The sequence below is a fragment of the Pseudomonas sp. TCU-HL1 genome (assembly GCF_001708505.1).
Classification (GTDB): domain Bacteria; phylum Pseudomonadota; class Gammaproteobacteria; order Pseudomonadales; family Pseudomonadaceae; genus Metapseudomonas.
Map to the genome: position 1 here is coordinate 3,402,315 of NZ_CP015992.1, position 14,636 is coordinate 3,416,950.

The 14,636-nt window shown below is 64.0% G+C and carries 11 protein-coding genes and 3 pseudogenes; 9 read left to right on the forward strand and 5 right to left on the reverse strand.

Features of this window, described 5'->3' with window-relative positions; genetic code table 11:
- Positions 1-61 precede the first annotated feature (61 nt).
- Positions 62-1,402, reverse strand: coding sequence for a dicarboxylate/amino acid:cation symporter (locus THL1_RS15805; RefSeq protein WP_069084122.1), 1,341 nt, complete (start codon positions 1,400-1,402; stop codon positions 62-64).
- Between the two features lie 181 nt (positions 1,403-1,583).
- Between THL1_RS15805 and THL1_RS15810 the strand changes: the two genes are divergently transcribed.
- Positions 1,584-2,510, forward strand: coding sequence for a LysR family transcriptional regulator (locus THL1_RS15810; protein ID WP_069084123.1), 927 nt, complete (start codon positions 1,584-1,586; stop codon positions 2,508-2,510).
- 234 nt (positions 2,511-2,744) lie between these two features.
- On the opposite strand, the gene THL1_RS15815 is transcribed toward THL1_RS15810, so the two are convergent.
- Entirely contained in the window at positions 2,745-3,749 is a 1,005-nt protein-coding gene (locus THL1_RS15815) for a helix-turn-helix domain-containing protein (protein WP_237234723.1), read from the reverse strand.
- A 418-nt stretch (positions 3,750-4,167) separates the two neighbouring features.
- Here THL1_RS15815 and THL1_RS15820 point away from each other — a divergent pair, with 418 nt between their 5' ends.
- The 8 genes and pseudogenes from THL1_RS15820 to THL1_RS15850 all read left to right on the forward strand — a co-directional run.
- Positions 4,168-5,064 carry a transporter gene (locus THL1_RS15820; RefSeq protein WP_083245900.1) on the forward strand — a complete coding sequence of 299 codons (897 nt, stop codon included), beginning with the start codon at positions 4,168-4,170 and terminating at the stop codon, positions 5,062-5,064.
- Positions 5,065-5,151: 87 nt separating this feature from the next.
- Complete coding sequence (locus THL1_RS15825; RefSeq protein ID WP_069084125.1) at positions 5,152-6,192, forward strand: phenylacetaldoxime dehydratase family protein; 1,041 nt, start codon at positions 5,152-5,154, stop codon at positions 6,190-6,192.
- A 33-nt stretch (positions 6,193-6,225) separates the two neighbouring features.
- The gene (nthA, locus tag THL1_RS15830; protein WP_069084126.1) at positions 6,226-6,849 is read left to right on the forward strand and encodes a nitrile hydratase subunit alpha; all 624 of its coding nucleotides are present in this window, start codon (positions 6,226-6,228) and stop codon (positions 6,847-6,849) included.
- Positions 6,850-6,894: 45 nt separating this feature from the next.
- Positions 6,895-7,527: a nitrile hydratase subunit beta gene (gene nthB, locus THL1_RS15835; RefSeq protein ID WP_069084127.1), complete on the forward strand. Its 633-nt coding sequence runs from the start codon at positions 6,895-6,897 to the stop codon at positions 7,525-7,527.
- Positions 7,528-7,628: 101 nt separating this feature from the next.
- The gene (locus THL1_RS15840) at positions 7,629-9,146 is read left to right on the forward strand and encodes an amidase (protein WP_069084128.1); all 1,518 of its coding nucleotides are present in this window, start codon (positions 7,629-7,631) and stop codon (positions 9,144-9,146) included.
- A 90-nt stretch (positions 9,147-9,236) separates the two neighbouring features.
- Positions 9,237-9,743, forward strand: a pseudogene (locus THL1_RS31380) (PAS domain-containing protein); the annotation flags it as partial.
- A 3-nt stretch (positions 9,744-9,746) separates the two neighbouring features.
- Positions 9,747-10,448: pseudogene (locus THL1_RS31385) on the forward strand (methyl-accepting chemotaxis protein); the annotation flags it as partial.
- A 33-nt stretch (positions 10,449-10,481) separates the two neighbouring features.
- Positions 10,482-10,649: pseudogene (locus THL1_RS15850) on the forward strand (AMP-binding protein); the annotation flags it as partial.
- 265 nt (positions 10,650-10,914) lie between these two features.
- Here the strand turns inward: THL1_RS15850 and qhpG are convergent.
- The 3 genes from qhpG to THL1_RS15865 are packed head-to-tail and all read right to left on the reverse strand — an operon-like array spanning position 10,915 to position 14,594.
- The gene (qhpG, locus tag THL1_RS15855; RefSeq protein WP_069084130.1) at positions 10,915-12,204 is read right to left on the reverse strand and encodes a flavin-dependent monooxygenase QhpG; all 1,290 of its coding nucleotides are present in this window, start codon (positions 12,202-12,204) and stop codon (positions 10,915-10,917) included.
- A complete protein-coding gene (gene qhpE, locus THL1_RS15860; protein WP_069084131.1) occupies positions 12,197-12,871 on the reverse strand; it encodes a subtilisin-like serine protease QhpE in 675 nt (224 codons plus the stop codon). The genes qhpG and qhpE overlap by 8 nt, the downstream gene beginning before the upstream one ends.
- A complete protein-coding gene (locus tag THL1_RS15865; RefSeq protein WP_069084132.1) occupies positions 12,861-14,594 on the reverse strand; it encodes an ABC transporter ATP-binding protein in 1,734 nt (577 codons plus the stop codon). Before THL1_RS15865 ends, qhpE begins: the two co-directional genes overlap by 11 nt.
- Positions 14,595-14,636 lie beyond the last annotated feature (42 nt).

Sequence of the window (14,636 nt, forward strand, 5' to 3'; positions counted from 1 at the left end):
TCTTCTTCCTCACTGCATCACAAGGCTGATTTATTGGTGTTCCGTTGGCGTGCCTGCGGAATCAGGCACCGGTGGCTGTCGTGACCGGTTTAACGGCGTGGCATGGCGCCGATGATTCCTGCGCCGGGCTCTGCTCCGGCAGTTCGCTGCCGTTCAGGACCTGCTCCATTCGGGATTTGTCGAGGGCGCCTACCCACTTGGCGATGGCCATGGTCCCGACCGCGTTGCCAATGGTGTTGGTGATGGCGCGTGCCTCGGACATGAAGCGGTCGACGCCGAGCAGCAGCACCATGCCGGCGACCGGGATGTTGTCCAGCGAGGCCAGGGTGGCGGCCAGGGTGATGAAGCCGGAGCCCGTGACGCCCGCCGAGCCTTTCGAGGTGAGCAGCAGCACGCCGAGCACGATCAGCTGGTCGGTCAGGGTCAGCGGTGTGTTGGTGGCCTGGGCGATGAAGATGGCCGCCATGGTGTAGTAGATGCACTGACCGTCAGGGTTGAAGGTCAGCCCAGAGGGGATCACCAGGCCCACCACCGGCTTGGAGACGCCGACGTTCTCCAGCTTGCCCATCAGTTGCGGCACCACCGATTCCGAGGAACTGGTGCCCAGCACGGTGAACAGCTCTTCCTTGAGGTACTTGAGGAACTTCCACAGGCTGAAGCCGGACAGGCGGGCGATGAAGCCGAGCACGATGACCACGAACAGGAAGCAGGTCAGGTACATGGTCGCCATCAGCTTGCCGAGCGAAACGATCGAGCCCAGCCCGTACTTGCCGACGGTGAAGGCCATCGCGCCGCAGGCGGCCAGCGGCGCGACGCGCATGACCATGCCGACGATGTAGAACATGCCGTGGGAGAAGGCCTCCAGCACGTCCACCACGGGCTTGCCGCGCGGCCCCAGGTGGGCCAGGGCGATGCCGAACAGGGTCGAGAACAGCAGGATCTGCAGGATCTCGTTCCTGGCGAAAGCGTCGGTGACGCTGGCAGGAATGATGTGCAACAGGAAGTCAGTGAAGCTGCCGGAGCCGCTCGCCGCGGTGGCCGTGTAGGTGGAGATGCTCTTGATGTCGAGGGTGGCCGGATCGACGTTCATGCCCTGGCCGGGCTGCGCGAAGTTGACCACCACCAGGCCCAGTACCAGGGCGAAGGTCGAGAGGATCTCGAAATAGATCAGCGAGCGCATGCCGACCCGGCCGAGCTCCTTCATGTTCTCCATCTTGGCGATGCCGAGCACCACCGTGGCGAAGATGATCGGTGCGAAGACCATCTTGATCAGCTTGATGAAGGCATCGCCAACAGGCTTCAGATCGGCACCGAACTGCGGCCATAACGCACCGAGCAAGATGCCGATGGTCACGCCGATCAGGACCTGGACATAGAGCTTTCCTAGGAATCGCTTGGCCATGGTTTTCTCCGAATTATTGTTGTGAGTCGGATTCAGTTGTTTTCACCCGGGCGGCTATACCGGGCTGGGGCTGGCAAATGACCCAGGTTTTTTGTGGGTAATTCACGGAAGTAAAGTTAATGGTTTTCCTGAAATGGCGTAATACAATGAAAGTTATTTCATTGTTTCCTTCAGGTTAATTATGAATCAGGTATCGGAGCTGGCCTTCTTCACCCAACTGGTCAGGCTGGGCAGCCTCGCGGCCACCGCGCGGGAGCTCAACCTTACGCCCCCGGCGGTTTCGAAGCGGCTGGCGCAACTCGAACAGCGGCTTGGCGTGCGCCTGCTCAATCGCACCACGCGCAGCATCAGCCTCACCGCCGAGGGCGAGCTCTACCTGATCAATGCGCAACGCATCCTCGGCGAGATCGAGGAAATGGAGAGCCAGGTGTCGAGCAGCCGGGCCGAGCCTAAGGGGCTGCTGCGGGTCAATGCGCCGCTGGGCTTCGGCCGCACCCATGTCGGCCCGGCGATTTCTTCCTTCGTCCGACGCCATCCGGAGGTCGAGGTGCAACTGCACCTGACCGACCGGCCGATCAACCTGCCGGACGATGCCATCGACGTCGCCATCCGCTTCGGTGAGCTGCCCGACTCCCGGTTGATCGCCCGCAAGATCGCCGTGAACCGTCGCAGGTTGTGCGCGGCGCCGGTCTACCTGGAGGCCTTCGGCCGCCCCGAAACGCCCAAGGACCTGATGCAACACAACTGCATCGTGCTGCGCCAGAACGACGCGGCCTTCGGCATCTGGCGGTTGAGCCGTGGCAAGCAGACCGAGTCGATAAAGGTTCGCGGCAGCCTCAGCACCAACGACGGCGAGGTGGCACTGAACTGGGCACTGGACGGCCACGGTATCCTGATGCGCGCCGAATGGAACCTCGCCAGCCACCTGCGAACCGGCCGGCTGGTGGAGGTGCTGGGAGACTACGAAACACCGCCTGCCGACATCTACGCGGTCTATCTCGAGCGACTCAACCTGTCCGCCAAGGTGTCCTTCTTCGTCGAACACCTGCGCGACTTCTTCCGGCGCAATGCCGACGGACCGGGCGACAGTCTGGCGGCGTGGCAGTGAGCGTCCGTACCAGCGTGCCCCGTCCAGTTTGGTGACCGACGTCCAGGACAATCCAGCTGGTATCGGTGATGCGTCGACCGGGATGCCGCGACGCGACGTCCGTTGGAGAACGCGGCGCTGCGCGATGGTGTTCCTGGGCCGTTTCTCGATGGCTATCGGGAGGGGGCGTTGATGGATGCGGTGATTCATCTGTCGCGGAGCACCATCTGAGCCATGAAAGCTCTGTCAGCTGAGTCACTTCAGCAACTGCGACTCTCGCCATTCCCTGGGTGCCAAACCATAGAGCTCCCGGAAGACACGACTGAAGTGGGAAAGGTCGTTGAAGCCCCAGCGGAAGGCGATGTCCGAAACTCGAGTCGCGGCATTGGCCGGATTGAGAAGATCCCTGCCGCAGCGCTCCAGCCGCCGACGCAGCACGTAGCGCATGAGGGAAACACCTTCCTGCTCGAACAATTTGTTGATGTAGCGAGCGGAGAGTCCGGTTGCCAGGGATACCTGCTGCGCGCTGAGTGCGGGGTTGCCCAGATTGTCGTTGATGTAAACCTTGACCCGCATGAGGGTCAGCGCCTGTGAGCGCGAGTGCTCAGGATCCATAGGCTGCAGATGGCCGAGGGTCAGCGCGATGAGATGGGTGATCGACTCGGATAACCGGGCCATTTCCGCGGGCGTGAACTGGCCGATTTGCGAGGAAATGCTCTCCAGGAATGAGCGCATGACTCTCCCCACCGGGCTGTCAGTCGATATCCGCGTCGCAGTGCGACACTCCATATCCACCACCAGCTGGTTGAGGCAAGTTCGCGGCACACTGACGATGATCTGCCGCCAGTCATTTTCGAACGTCAAGTAATGAGGCCGTGTTGCGTCGTAGATCGAGAAATCGCCGGGTCTGATCACGGCCCGGTTGCCATCCTGCTCCAGACATTCCGTGCCTTCCAGCATCAGCACCGCAAAATATTTGTCTTCCTCCCGACACCTGGGCTGCAAATGCCGACGATTGACGGCTTGCGCCGCAGCGCCGACATCGCTGACGCGCAGGAACTCGCACTTCTGCGAGCGGACTTTGCCGAAGAACTCCGGGTTCGGGATCGCGCCGATTTCCACGTCGGCAAACAACCGCAGGATCATCTCCCGCCAGTAGTCCACCCGGTCGCTGAACGAGTTGCTTTGAGTCGTGAGGTCGACGCTTTCGCTCGACCAGTCGGTTCCCGGCTGCGCCTTGCCGCCGGGTTGCGGAGTCACTATTGAGCGCCCTCGAGAGTCGCTGACCAATTGCGATACACCCCTGTTCTTGAACTTGTTTTCAGGATGGTTCCCTCCCAGCTCCGCCCTTCCCTGTCCTGACCGCCGGGACTCCCCAATACGAACCGGAGTCCTCCATGCGCGACTGTCGGCCGATGCTTTAGGGCAATTCATACAACAGCCTCCAGGCACTTGCCAGGCCCCGCGACGGAAGGACCGTCTGAGCACATTTTTGCTTCCGTTTCAGCCAAGAAGCCCGGTGCGCAGCGGCCTCATCCTTGAGTCAGCGACAAACACCCACGGCCTGAACGATGGCCACCGGAAGTCGCCTGTTCGCCAACCACGACCTGGCGAAAGACCAGGGAGGTCATGGACCCAACTTGCCCATTCGAGGGCTTTTCCGAGCAAGGCAGACACAATGAAAACAATAAGACAGTTGCTTCCCGAACTTAAGAAATCCGTAGTGGCAGGCCTGACGCTGATCGGCGTTTCCTTCTCCACCCTCGCCGCGGAAGTGGCGCCGGGTGACTACGAGCAATACCCCGCTGGCGCCACTATCGGTGTGGTCTATTACCAGCATGCGACCACCGACTCCCTGCGCGTCCATGGGCGTGAGGCCAGCTCCGATTTCAACCTGACTTCCGACATCGGCATCCTCCGCCTGCTGCACGTCTACCAACTGAGCGACACAGTCACCATCGACCCGCAGTTCCTCTTGCCCTTCGGCCAGGTGTCCAGTGGCGGCGACGCTTCGCCGCTCGGCGATGCCAGCGGTACCGGCGACCTGATCCTGACGGCGCCGATCAAGTTCCTGCTCAACAGCGCCCGCGACACCTTCAGCCTCAACGCCTACCTGTACGTCCCCACCGGCAGCTATGACAACGACGATCCGATGAACCTCGGCGAGAACCGCTGGAAGGTCGATTTCCAGACGGCCTACATCAAGCACTTCGGCGACAAGTGGGCCGTGGATCTGGTTGGCGACGCGATCTGGTATGGCGACAACGACGACTATGGTCCCGGCTCGGCCACCCTCAAGCAGAAGACGTCCTATGCCGCGCAGCTGATGGGGCGCTACATGCCGGACCCGGCAACTTCGCTGGGCGTCGGCTTCGGGCAGACCTGGGGCGGCGAAGCCGAGGTCGATGGCGTCGACCTGGACAACGCCATGCGCACCACCAACTTCCGCCTCACCGCCACCCGCTTCTTCACCCCCACGGACCAGTTGCAACTCCAGCTGGGCCGGGATCTGTCCGTCGAAAACGGCCCGCGCGAAGACTTCCGCATGAATCTTCGTTACGCGCACGTGTTCTGACCCCGCTCTCACCACCAACAAGAACGAGCCAGGTGCCATGCCAACGCGCATTGGCGGCCGACGGCATTGAAAAACTGAGAGGAAACCATGGAATCAGCAATCGACAAGCACCTGATGTGCCCACGTACCCGCAATCGTCGCATCGATGACGGCTACACCCCGCCCTTCCCCGCCTGGGTGGGACGCGCCGACGCGTCAGTCACCCAGTTCGTGATGGGCTACTTCGGCGTCCAGTCCAAGGGCGAGAGCCAATTGGGCGCGGCGTGCGCCGCCCTGCGGCAGATCGTGGCCAGCTTTGCCCTGGGTGACGGCCCCCAGCACCACGACCTTTCCCACTACGTGGATGCCGCCGGCTACGACAACATGATCGCCATCGCCTACTGGAACGATCCCGCTGCCCTCGCCCGCTGGGAAGCCAACGCGCAGGTCGCCGACTGGTGGAACTCCGACGCACGCGGCAGCGATGGCCTGGGCTACTTCCGCGAGATCCTGACGCCGGGCGTCGAGCGCTTCGAAACGCTCTATGCCATGCCAGAGGGTCTGGAGGGCGTGGGCATTGTCATGGGGACCCGCAGCGACGAGATTCAGGAGCATGGCTACTGGGGCGGCATGCGCGACCGGATTCCGCTGTCCCAGACCGATGCCATGGCGCCGGCCGGGGCGCTGGTAGCCGATGAGAAGCCGTCCCGCGTGGTGATCAAGGGCCATGAAAACCTGACGGTCATCCGCTCGGGTCAGGACTGGAGCGAAACGGTCGGTAAGGAGCGCGAGCTGTACCTCGGCGAAATGGAGCCGGTATTGCGCGAGGGCATGAACTTCCTGCGCGATGAAGGGCTGCCGGTCGGCTGCTACAGCAATCGCTACATGCAGCACATCGACGCCATCGGGCAACCGCAGGAGAAGAGCTTCTCGGTCAGCCACTGGCGCTCCCTGGCGCACCTCGAGCGCTGGTCCGAATCCCATCCCACCCACATCGAGATCTTCGGGACCTTCATGCGCATGGTGCAAACGCTCCAGGCCGAACTCAAGTGGAAGGGTTACCACGAAGTGAGCGTGTTGCGCGCCGAAGACCAGCGCTACGAATACATCAACTGCCACGCCGGTACCGGACTGATGCGCGGCGCCTGAGGCGCCCGGTGATTCGCCAAGAGGAGAACGATCATGAGTAACGCCCCGAGCAAGGCAGCGGCGTCGGCAGGCGCCCGCGCCGTCGCCCTGAAAAACGCTCTCGTAGAGCGGGAGCTGATACCCGAAGGCTATATTGAGAAGTTCACCGAGATCATGGAGAACGACTTCGACCCGGCCAACGGCGCGCGAGTCGTGGCAAGGGCCTGGGTCGACCCCGCCTACCGTGAACTGCTGCTGCGCGACGGTACCGCCGCCTGCGACCAGTTCGGCTACACCGGCGTGCAGGGCGAATACATCGTCGCGCTGGAGAACACACCGACGCTGCAGAACGTCATCGTCTGCACCCTCTGCTCCTGCACCGCCTGGCCCGTACTCGGCCTGCCGCCGGATTGGTACAAGAGCTTCGAGTACCGCGCCCGGGTAGTGCGGGAGTCGCGCACGGTCCTCCGCGAAATGGGCCTCGACCTCCCGCAGGAAGTCGAGATCCGGGTCTGGGACACCACCGCCGAAACCCGCTACATGGTCCTGCCCTTCCGACCGGCAGGCACGGAAGGCTGGACGGAGGAAGAGCTGGCAGCGCTCGTCACCAAGGACGTGCTGATCGGCATCGCCCGCCCTGAAGTTCCGGCAAACGGCAGGCGAGCTGACCGGGATTGAATCCGGCGGCGCCTACTCCCTTCATCTGCAGCGAGTGAATGAAAAATGGATGGCATACATGACCTCGGCGGCGTCCAGGGCTTCAGCCGGGTACAGCACACCGCCAACTCACTGAGCTACAAGCCGGTATTCCACGAAGACTGGGAAAACCTCGGCTACAGCCTGCTCTTCCTCGGCGCGGCGGAACTCGGCCTGTTCAATGTCGACGAACTCCGCCATGCAATCGAGCGCATGGAACCCCGCCAGTACCTGGCGTCGAGCTACTACGACAGGATCATCGTTGGCGTGGCGTCCCTGTTCGTCGAGAAGGGTGCGCTCCAGCAGCAACGCCTGGAGGAGCTGGCCGGGGGCGCATACCCACTGGCCCTGCCCTTGGGTGCCGGGCGTGACGCCAGGCCTCCCGCCAGGCCGTTCCAGGTGGGCGACCAGGTGCTGGTGCGTGACGAGTTCGTCTCCGGACATATCCGCATGCCCGGCTATGTCCGTGGAAAACGCGGTGTGGTGGTACACCGCACTACCCATGAATGGCCGTTCCCCGACGCGGTCGGCCATGGCCGTTCGAGTCCGTCTGAGCCCACCTATCACGTCCAGTTCACGACTCAGGAACTCTGGGGCGATGAAGCGGATGCGGGAACGGTGGTGGTCGACCTGTTCGGCGGCTATCTGCTCCTGGCCTGACGAACAGCTTTCCGGTGCGACGAGGCAGGCAATAGACGCACAGCCCCTGCGCGTCGCTCGTCGCACCTTTTTTTCAGCACAGATTTCCACGAGGACGCAGCATGTCCATTCTCAGACCCAGCAATGACCAACTCGGTGAGATCGCCGCCTCCCTCGGCATCACCTTGAGTGCTTCGCAGATAGCGGACTACCAGGTAGCGCTACAAGGCAACTTCGACGCGTATGACCAGCTCGACGCACTTCCGGACTTTCTTCCCGAAGTCCGCTACCCACGGCATGGCGTTCGAGTGCCAGGCGCCGAGGAGAATCGCTATGGCGCCTGGCAATGCAAGTCGGAAATCCGCGGCAAGGCCAATGGTCCGTTGGCAGGCAAGAGCGTCGCGATCAAGGACAACATCGCGGTCGCCGGGCTCCCCATGCTCAATGGGACCTTCACCCTCGATGGCTATCTGCCCGAAGTCGACGCCACGGTCGTCACCCGACTGCTGGATGCCGGCGTGGCTATCGCCGGCAAGGCAGTCTGCGAAGCGCTGTGTTTCTCTGGCGGCTCCCACACCGCGGCCAGCGGCCCGGTACACAATCCACTTCGGCATGGCTACTCCGCTGGCGGTTCCTCGTCGGGCTGCGCCGCGCTCGTCGCCGCAGGCGAAGTGGACCTGGCCGTCGGCAGCGACCAGGGCGGCTCGGTTCGCATCCCCGCCTCCTTCTGCGGCGTGTATGGCATGAAGCCAACCCATGGGTTGGTGCCCTATACCGGCGCCATGCCCATCGAAACGACCCTCGACCACCTGGGCCCGATTACCGCTGGCGTCCGGGACAACGCACTGATGCTGGAGGTGCTGGCCGGCGCCGACGGCCTCGACCCTCGCCAGTCGAACGCCGCACAGGCTGGCGGCTACGTCGAGGCGCTGTCGCGCGGCGTCGCCGGCATGCGGATCGGCATTCTCAAGGAAGGCTTCGGCCTGGCCAACTCGGAAGCGCTCGTGGATCAGGCGGTGCTGGAGTCCAGCGAGGTCTTCCGGGCCCTCGGCGCGACGGTCGAAGAGGTATCCCTTCCCATGCACGCACTCGGTCCGGTCATCTGGCTGGCAATCGCGGCCGAAGGCGCCACCCAGCAGATGATGAAAGGCAACAGCCACGGCTTCAATTGGCGCGGCCTCTACCTGACCGGCATGATGGAACACCATGCGCGCTGGCGGGAGCAGGCGGGCAGCCTCCCGGACACGGTCAAGACGACGATGATCCTGGGCGAGTACCTCAGCCGCCAGTACCAGGGCCGCTATTACGGCAAGGCACAGAACATCGCCCGGCAACTGCGCCAGGCCTACGACAGCCTGTTCGAAAAATATGACCTGCTGCTGATGCCCACGCTGCCGATCAGGGCGACCCCGCTGCCAAGCCCGGATGCCGCACTGCCGGACTACTTGGGCCGCGCCTTCGAGATGCTCGGCAACACCTGTGGCTTCGATGTGTCCGGGCATCCGGCAATGTCGATCCCTTGCGCCATTCGCGATGGCCTGCCAATCGGCCTGCAACTGGTGGGCAAGCACTTCGGCGAAGCCGACATCTACCGTGCGGCCCATGCGTTCGAGCAAGCCACCGACTGGCGATCCCGCTGAATGTTCTTCTTCAACGCCACCAAGGAGAGGAGCCTCCTGCTTGCACTCGCTGAATGGCTGGAATCTCCCGAGCGGACTTCAGCACCAGCCATGGACTCAGCTCCACTGCTGCAGCGGGTGACAACAGGCATCATCCTGCACCTGGAGGAGCTCAGACGCCTCAAGGTCGATTGCAGCGATCTCCAGCAGGACGCGCGCAACCGGGATGCCGAGCTGGGACGCACAAATGCGGAACTGCAGCGTCTGAAGTCGCGCTTCGAGCTGATTTGCCAGAGTGCAAGGGAGGGCCTCTGGGAAATGGACATACCTGCCCATGGCGTTCTCGAACCGGGCAATCCCGTCTGGTGGTCGGACCAGATGCCTTCGCTGCTGGGGTATCAGGACAAGGCGGACTACCCCGACCGCCTGGGCAGCTGGACCAACCAGCTGCACCCTCAAGACCGACAGCGCACGCTGGATCTCTTCACTGGCTACATTAACGGTCGCAGTGGCCAGGCGACCTATCAGGCGGAGTTCCGACTCGCCACCAACGCCGGCGGGTATCGCTGGTTCCAGGTATGCGGCGTGGCGCTGCGTGACGAGCACGGACAAGCCCTGCGGATTGCCGGTTCATTCCGGGATACGCACGAGCTGAAGCTGCTCGAACTGGAGCGGGAGGTCATCGATACCCGTTTCGAAATATCACGAGAAATGCTCAATGACGGGCTCTGGGATCTGGAGGTCGTCGCAGGAGATCCCACGAACCCGAACAACTCCATCTGGTGGTCCAGCCAGTTTCGGCGACTCCTCGGTTTCGAAACAGCCGAAGAATTCCCGGACATCTTCGACAGCTGGTCCTCCCGTCTTCACCCCGAAGACAAGCAACACAGTCTGGACGCTTTCCTGGCGCATATCAGTGATCGCACCGGAAAAACTCCGTTCGACATTACTTATCGGCTCAAGCGGAAAACAGGAGAGTACCGCTGGTTCCGCGCCCGTGGGCAGACCAGGAGAGCGAGCGATGGCACCCCGCTCAGGGTGGTGGGAGCGCTGACGGACATCCACGCCAGTCATGAGGAACATGAACTCCGCAAGACCCAGGAGCGACAGCATCAGCAGATCCAGGAGAATCTTGCGAGGCTGACCAGCATCGTGGCGACCATCCAGAGCATCGCCAACCAGACCAACCTACTGGCGCTGAACGCGGCCATCGAAGCCGCGCGGGCAGGCGATGCAGGGCGCGGTTTTGCCGTTGTCGCAGATGAAGTGAGAAAGCTCGCAACACGCACCACTGAAGCCACGCAACAGGCTGCTGACATGATTGCAGGCTGACGACCATAGCGCCTCTTTACGGGCCGCTGGATGCACGCCGGCGACCTCGCCTCCATGGACGAGAACGGCTACGCCTGCATCGTCGGGCGCAGCAAGGACATGATCATTCGCGTCGGCGAGAACGTTTACCCGCGCGAGCTGGAGGAGTTCTTCTTCACCCACCCGGCGGTGGCCAACGTGCAGGTGATCGGCAAGATCCAGAAGTTCCGCATGCGCGAGATCAGCATCGTGGAACTGGCCCGCCGAAGGACAAGGTGACGGCGACTCGCTGAAACGAACCGGACCTCCTCCTTGCGGGATGACCGTTGTGGGAGCGAATTTGTTCGCGATTGAAATCGCTCCCACGAGAAACCGCTCAGTTCGTAGCCTGGATGAAATCCGGGGAATACCCACACCCGCGTTCCCGGATTGCATCCGGGCTACAAGGCTCAACCACACCCTACAAAGCGCGTGGCGCTCATGGGCGGTAGCCCTGCGCCAGCAACCAGCCTTGCACCATGCGGCGGGGCTGTTCTTGGAGGGTGGCCAGGGCCTGGGTCAGCTCGCCGCGCTTGAAGGCCGAAACGATGGGCGCGAGTTCGATGCCTTGCAGGTGCCAGATGCCCAGGGGCTGGTCGGCTGTCACGACCACTTCGGCTTCTTCGATCAGGTCGCCGTGGATGACCGGTGCCCGCTCTACCCTCACCTGCGCGAAATCCGCCGGGGCGTGTAGGCGTTCGGCGTCGGGCCAGGTGCGGCGGTCGCGCCAGAAGGGGTGGTCGGGCCAGCGTTGTTCCAGGGCGTAAAAGTCGCGCCCGGTGCGGGCGAAGCGCAGGAAGAGGTGTTCCACCCGACTCTGGTGGAAGCGCCGGGCGAGGTCGGCGCGTTCCGGATGTTGCAGGAGGGTGTTGATCACCGCAGGCGCCTGCAGGGCGGACGACAGGGACTGGAAGATGCCGTTGCCGGAGAGCGGGTCCACGGCCATGGCGGCATCCCCTACCCGCAGCCAGTTGGGGCCACTCGCTTCGTGGAAAAGGATGGCGGTGCTGCTGCGGGCGTGCAGGCTGGCCGGTTGCAGCGCCTCGGGCCCGAATAGCTCGCGCACCAGAGCCGACTCGCTGCGGCGCCGGGCACAGTATTCGGGGAGTTGGTCCTTGGATGGCAGGTCGCGGGCGTCCAGGGTGATCTGCCAGTAGCAGCGGCCATCGGCCAGACGCGCCATCCAGGCCCAGCCGTCGGGCAGGCTTTCCACCGCTGAGGCCGGTTGGCCCGGCGCTTCCTGCCACTGGTTGAGCAGGCTGAGGGTTTCCGGCCCGCGCAGGCGGCCGCCGGCCAGGGGTGCCGAACGGCCACGGGCTTCGATGAGGAAGTCGGCCCGCAGCGGCTCGCCCGGTTCGAGATGAATCAGGTGGCCGTCATCCGTGCTTTCCACTTTCAGTACGCGGGCTTCCAGCACTTCGATACCGGCCTCACGCAGGTCTTCGCGGATGGCCGTGTCGAAACGGGAGCGATCCAGCAGGGATTCCTGATTGATGGACTGACCGTCGTCATTCCACAGCACCCGGCGGGGCGAAGGCGCGGCGGCGCAGGCCAGTGCGTGATGCAGACCGGCCTGCCGCAGACCGTCCAGCACGCGCTGGGAAACGCCTTCCACCGCCGTAAAACGTCGCCACTCGCTAACCAAGCGAACGGCGTAGCCGAGCCGTTTCAGCCCCAACGCCACCGCTGCGCCGGCAGGTCCGGCACCGAGCACGACTATCTCAAGCATGGCCACGGTGCTCCGGTCCGACGAAGGCTGCGCCTTCGCGCAGCCAGCCCAGTACCGCCTCGCGGCTGGCGGCTGGGTTGGCTCGCAGGTAGCCGGCGATGATGCCGGAGAGAGCCGCACAAGCCACGCTGGAGCCCGCGGCACCGTTGGCCGCCGCCACATGGGAGCCGAAATCGGCTTGCAGGCTGTTCAGCCAGGACCACTGCCCCGGCGCACAGCGGGCGTCGCCAGTCACGCGAATCACCCCCGGATAGCTGGCTGGGAACACCGGCTCACCCTGGGCCGGACTGGAGGCGCAGAGCATGACGCCGGCGGTCTGCGCCAGCACGCTGGCTTCGCGCAGCACCGGGCGGTCGTTGCGCAGGCCGAGGCTCATGTTCACCACGGCAACGTCCTGCTCGATCAGCCAGTGCAAGGCGGCGGCTATCTGCAAGGGGCTGGTCCGCCAGCGCTCGGCGAATACCTGGGCTACGCACAGGCGGACCGGGCCGCTCTGGCGCGTCAGGGTATCCAGCACCACGCTGCCGTGTCCAAGGGCGTCGGGTTGGCATTCGCCCTCCCGCAGCTCGCCACCTTCCAGCCAGAAACGGCGCGACAGGGCAACGCGACCGCCCTGCTCAACCGCAAAGCCGCTGTCGATGATGCCGATGGCCAGTTCACTGGCCATGGCTCACCTGCTCGGGTTCCAGGCTGTGAAGCTGGCCGTGCTCCAGGCGGAAGGCAACGTCGGCCTGGGCGAGGGTGGAAGGCCGGTGGCTGATGAGGATTCGGGTACGGCCCGCGAAAAGCTGGTCGATGGCGGCGATCACCTCGCGCTCGGTGGCTTCGTCCACCGCCGAAGTGGCTTCGTCCAGCACCAGGATCAGCGGGGCCTGCAGTAGGGCGCGGGCAATGGCGATGCGTTGCTTCTGGCCGCCGGAAAGTTGCTGGCCGCGTTCGCCCAGCGGATTGTCCAGGCCCAGCGGCAGGGACTCGATCAGGCCGTCGAGGCGGGCCAGGCGCGCGACCTCCTCCAGTGCTTCGCGGCTCGCGTCGGGAGCGCTGTAGGCGAGGTTTTCGGCCAGGGTGCCGCGGAACAGGACGATGTCCTGGCTGACCACGGCGATGCGCCGGCGCAGGGCGAAGAGGTCCAGCTCGCGCAGGTCGGCGCCGTCCAGCAGGATGCGGCCCTGGTCGGGGTCGTAGAAGCGTTGTAGCAGGTCGATCAGGGTCGACTTGCCGACACCCGAGGCGCCGCTGACAGCCACTTTGAGACCCGCCGGAATCACCGCATCCACCCCGCGCAGCACGGCGCCGGCACGCTGTTCATGGGCGAAGTGCACGCCTTCCAGGCGCAGCTCTCCCCTGCCCTCCGGCATGGGTTTGGGCGCTTCGGGCTGGCGTACCGGCACCGGCTCCTGCTGCAGTTCCATCACCCGGCCGAGGCTGACGGTCATCCGTTGCAGCGCGACATACAGGCCGAGCAGGCTCTGCACCGGCCCCACAGCCATGCCGAGATAGGTGGAAAACGCGATCAGCGCGCCCAGTTGCCAGGTGCCCTGGATGACCCAATAACCTCCGATGAGGAAGGCACAGGCACGGGACAGCGAGGTAAGCGTACCGGGCACGGCGTGGGTGAAGAATTCGGTGACCTGCACGCGCAGCAATTGGCTCATGTAGCCCTGCCCCAGCCCTTCCAGGCGGTGGGATTCGCGCTTTTGCTGGCCGGCGGCCTGGATGAATTTCATCGCCGGCAGGGTTTCCACCAGGAAGGAGGACACATCCGCCGAACGCTCGCGCAGGCTGCGCACTTCGCGTTCCACCTTGCGCCGCATCCAGCGCAGCCAGAGCACTTCGATGGGGATCAACAGCGCCAGCAGCAACGACAATTGCCAGGACAGCAGCAGCATGAGGGTCACCGCGCCGAGCAGGCCGATGACGCTGGAAACCGCCGAGAACAGTGAATCCACGGCGAAACGCTGGATCTCCGCCACGTCGCCATCGAGCCGGGACAGGATGTCGCCGATGCGCTTGCGCCCGTAGAAGGCTGGTGAGAGTTGCTGGAGGTGGCGATAGAGGTCATCACGCAAGGCGAAGAGGATGCGCCCGGAAAGCCGCGTGTGCAGGTAGCGATTGATGCCCGAGAGCACGGTGCCGAGGATGCCGACAGCGATCATCGCCACCGCCACCTGCACCAGCAGGCCGAAGTCCTTGGCCAGCAGGCCATCGTCGATCAGGGTCTTGGTCAGCCAGGGCTGGGCCAGCACCAGCAGGGAGGCACCGAGCGACAGGCCAAGCAGCACCAGGATGGCGCGCAGCTGCGGGCGCACGAAGCCGTAGAGCCAGGCCAGGGCACGGCGCAGCAGGTCGGGGTCGCTGGTTTCCACCAGTTTGAGGAAGAGGCGGGTCATGGAATCACTGCCAGGGAGAACCGGAACACTGTAGGGGCGAAT

Bases quoted from the DNA above. Each gene is read 5' to 3' on its own strand.
- THL1_RS15805 (WP_069084122.1), bottom strand. From the start codon at position 1,402: ATGGCCAAGCGATTCCTAGGAAAGCTCTATGTCCAGGTCCTGATCGGC.
- THL1_RS15810 (WP_069084123.1), top strand. From the start codon at position 1,584: ATGAATCAGGTATCGGAGCTGGCCTTCTTCACCCAACTGGTCAGGCTG.
- THL1_RS15820 (WP_083245900.1), top strand. From the start codon at position 4,168: ATGAAAACAATAAGACAGTTGCTTCCCGAACTTAAGAAATCCGTAGTG.
- THL1_RS15825 (WP_069084125.1), top strand. From the start codon at position 5,152: ATGGAATCAGCAATCGACAAGCACCTGATGTGCCCACGTACCCGCAAT.
- nthA (WP_069084126.1), top strand. From the start codon at position 6,226: ATGAGTAACGCCCCGAGCAAGGCAGCGGCGTCGGCAGGCGCCCGCGCC.
- nthB (WP_069084127.1), top strand. From the start codon at position 6,895: ATGGATGGCATACATGACCTCGGCGGCGTCCAGGGCTTCAGCCGGGTA.
- THL1_RS15840 (WP_069084128.1), top strand. From the start codon at position 7,629: ATGTCCATTCTCAGACCCAGCAATGACCAACTCGGTGAGATCGCCGCC.
- qhpG (WP_069084130.1), bottom strand. From the start codon at position 12,204: ATGCTTGAGATAGTCGTGCTCGGTGCCGGACCTGCCGGCGCAGCGGTG.
- qhpE (WP_069084131.1), bottom strand. From the start codon at position 12,871: ATGGCCAGTGAACTGGCCATCGGCATCATCGACAGCGGCTTTGCGGTT.
- THL1_RS15865 (WP_069084132.1), bottom strand. From the start codon at position 14,594: ATGACCCGCCTCTTCCTCAAACTGGTGGAAACCAGCGACCCCGACCTG.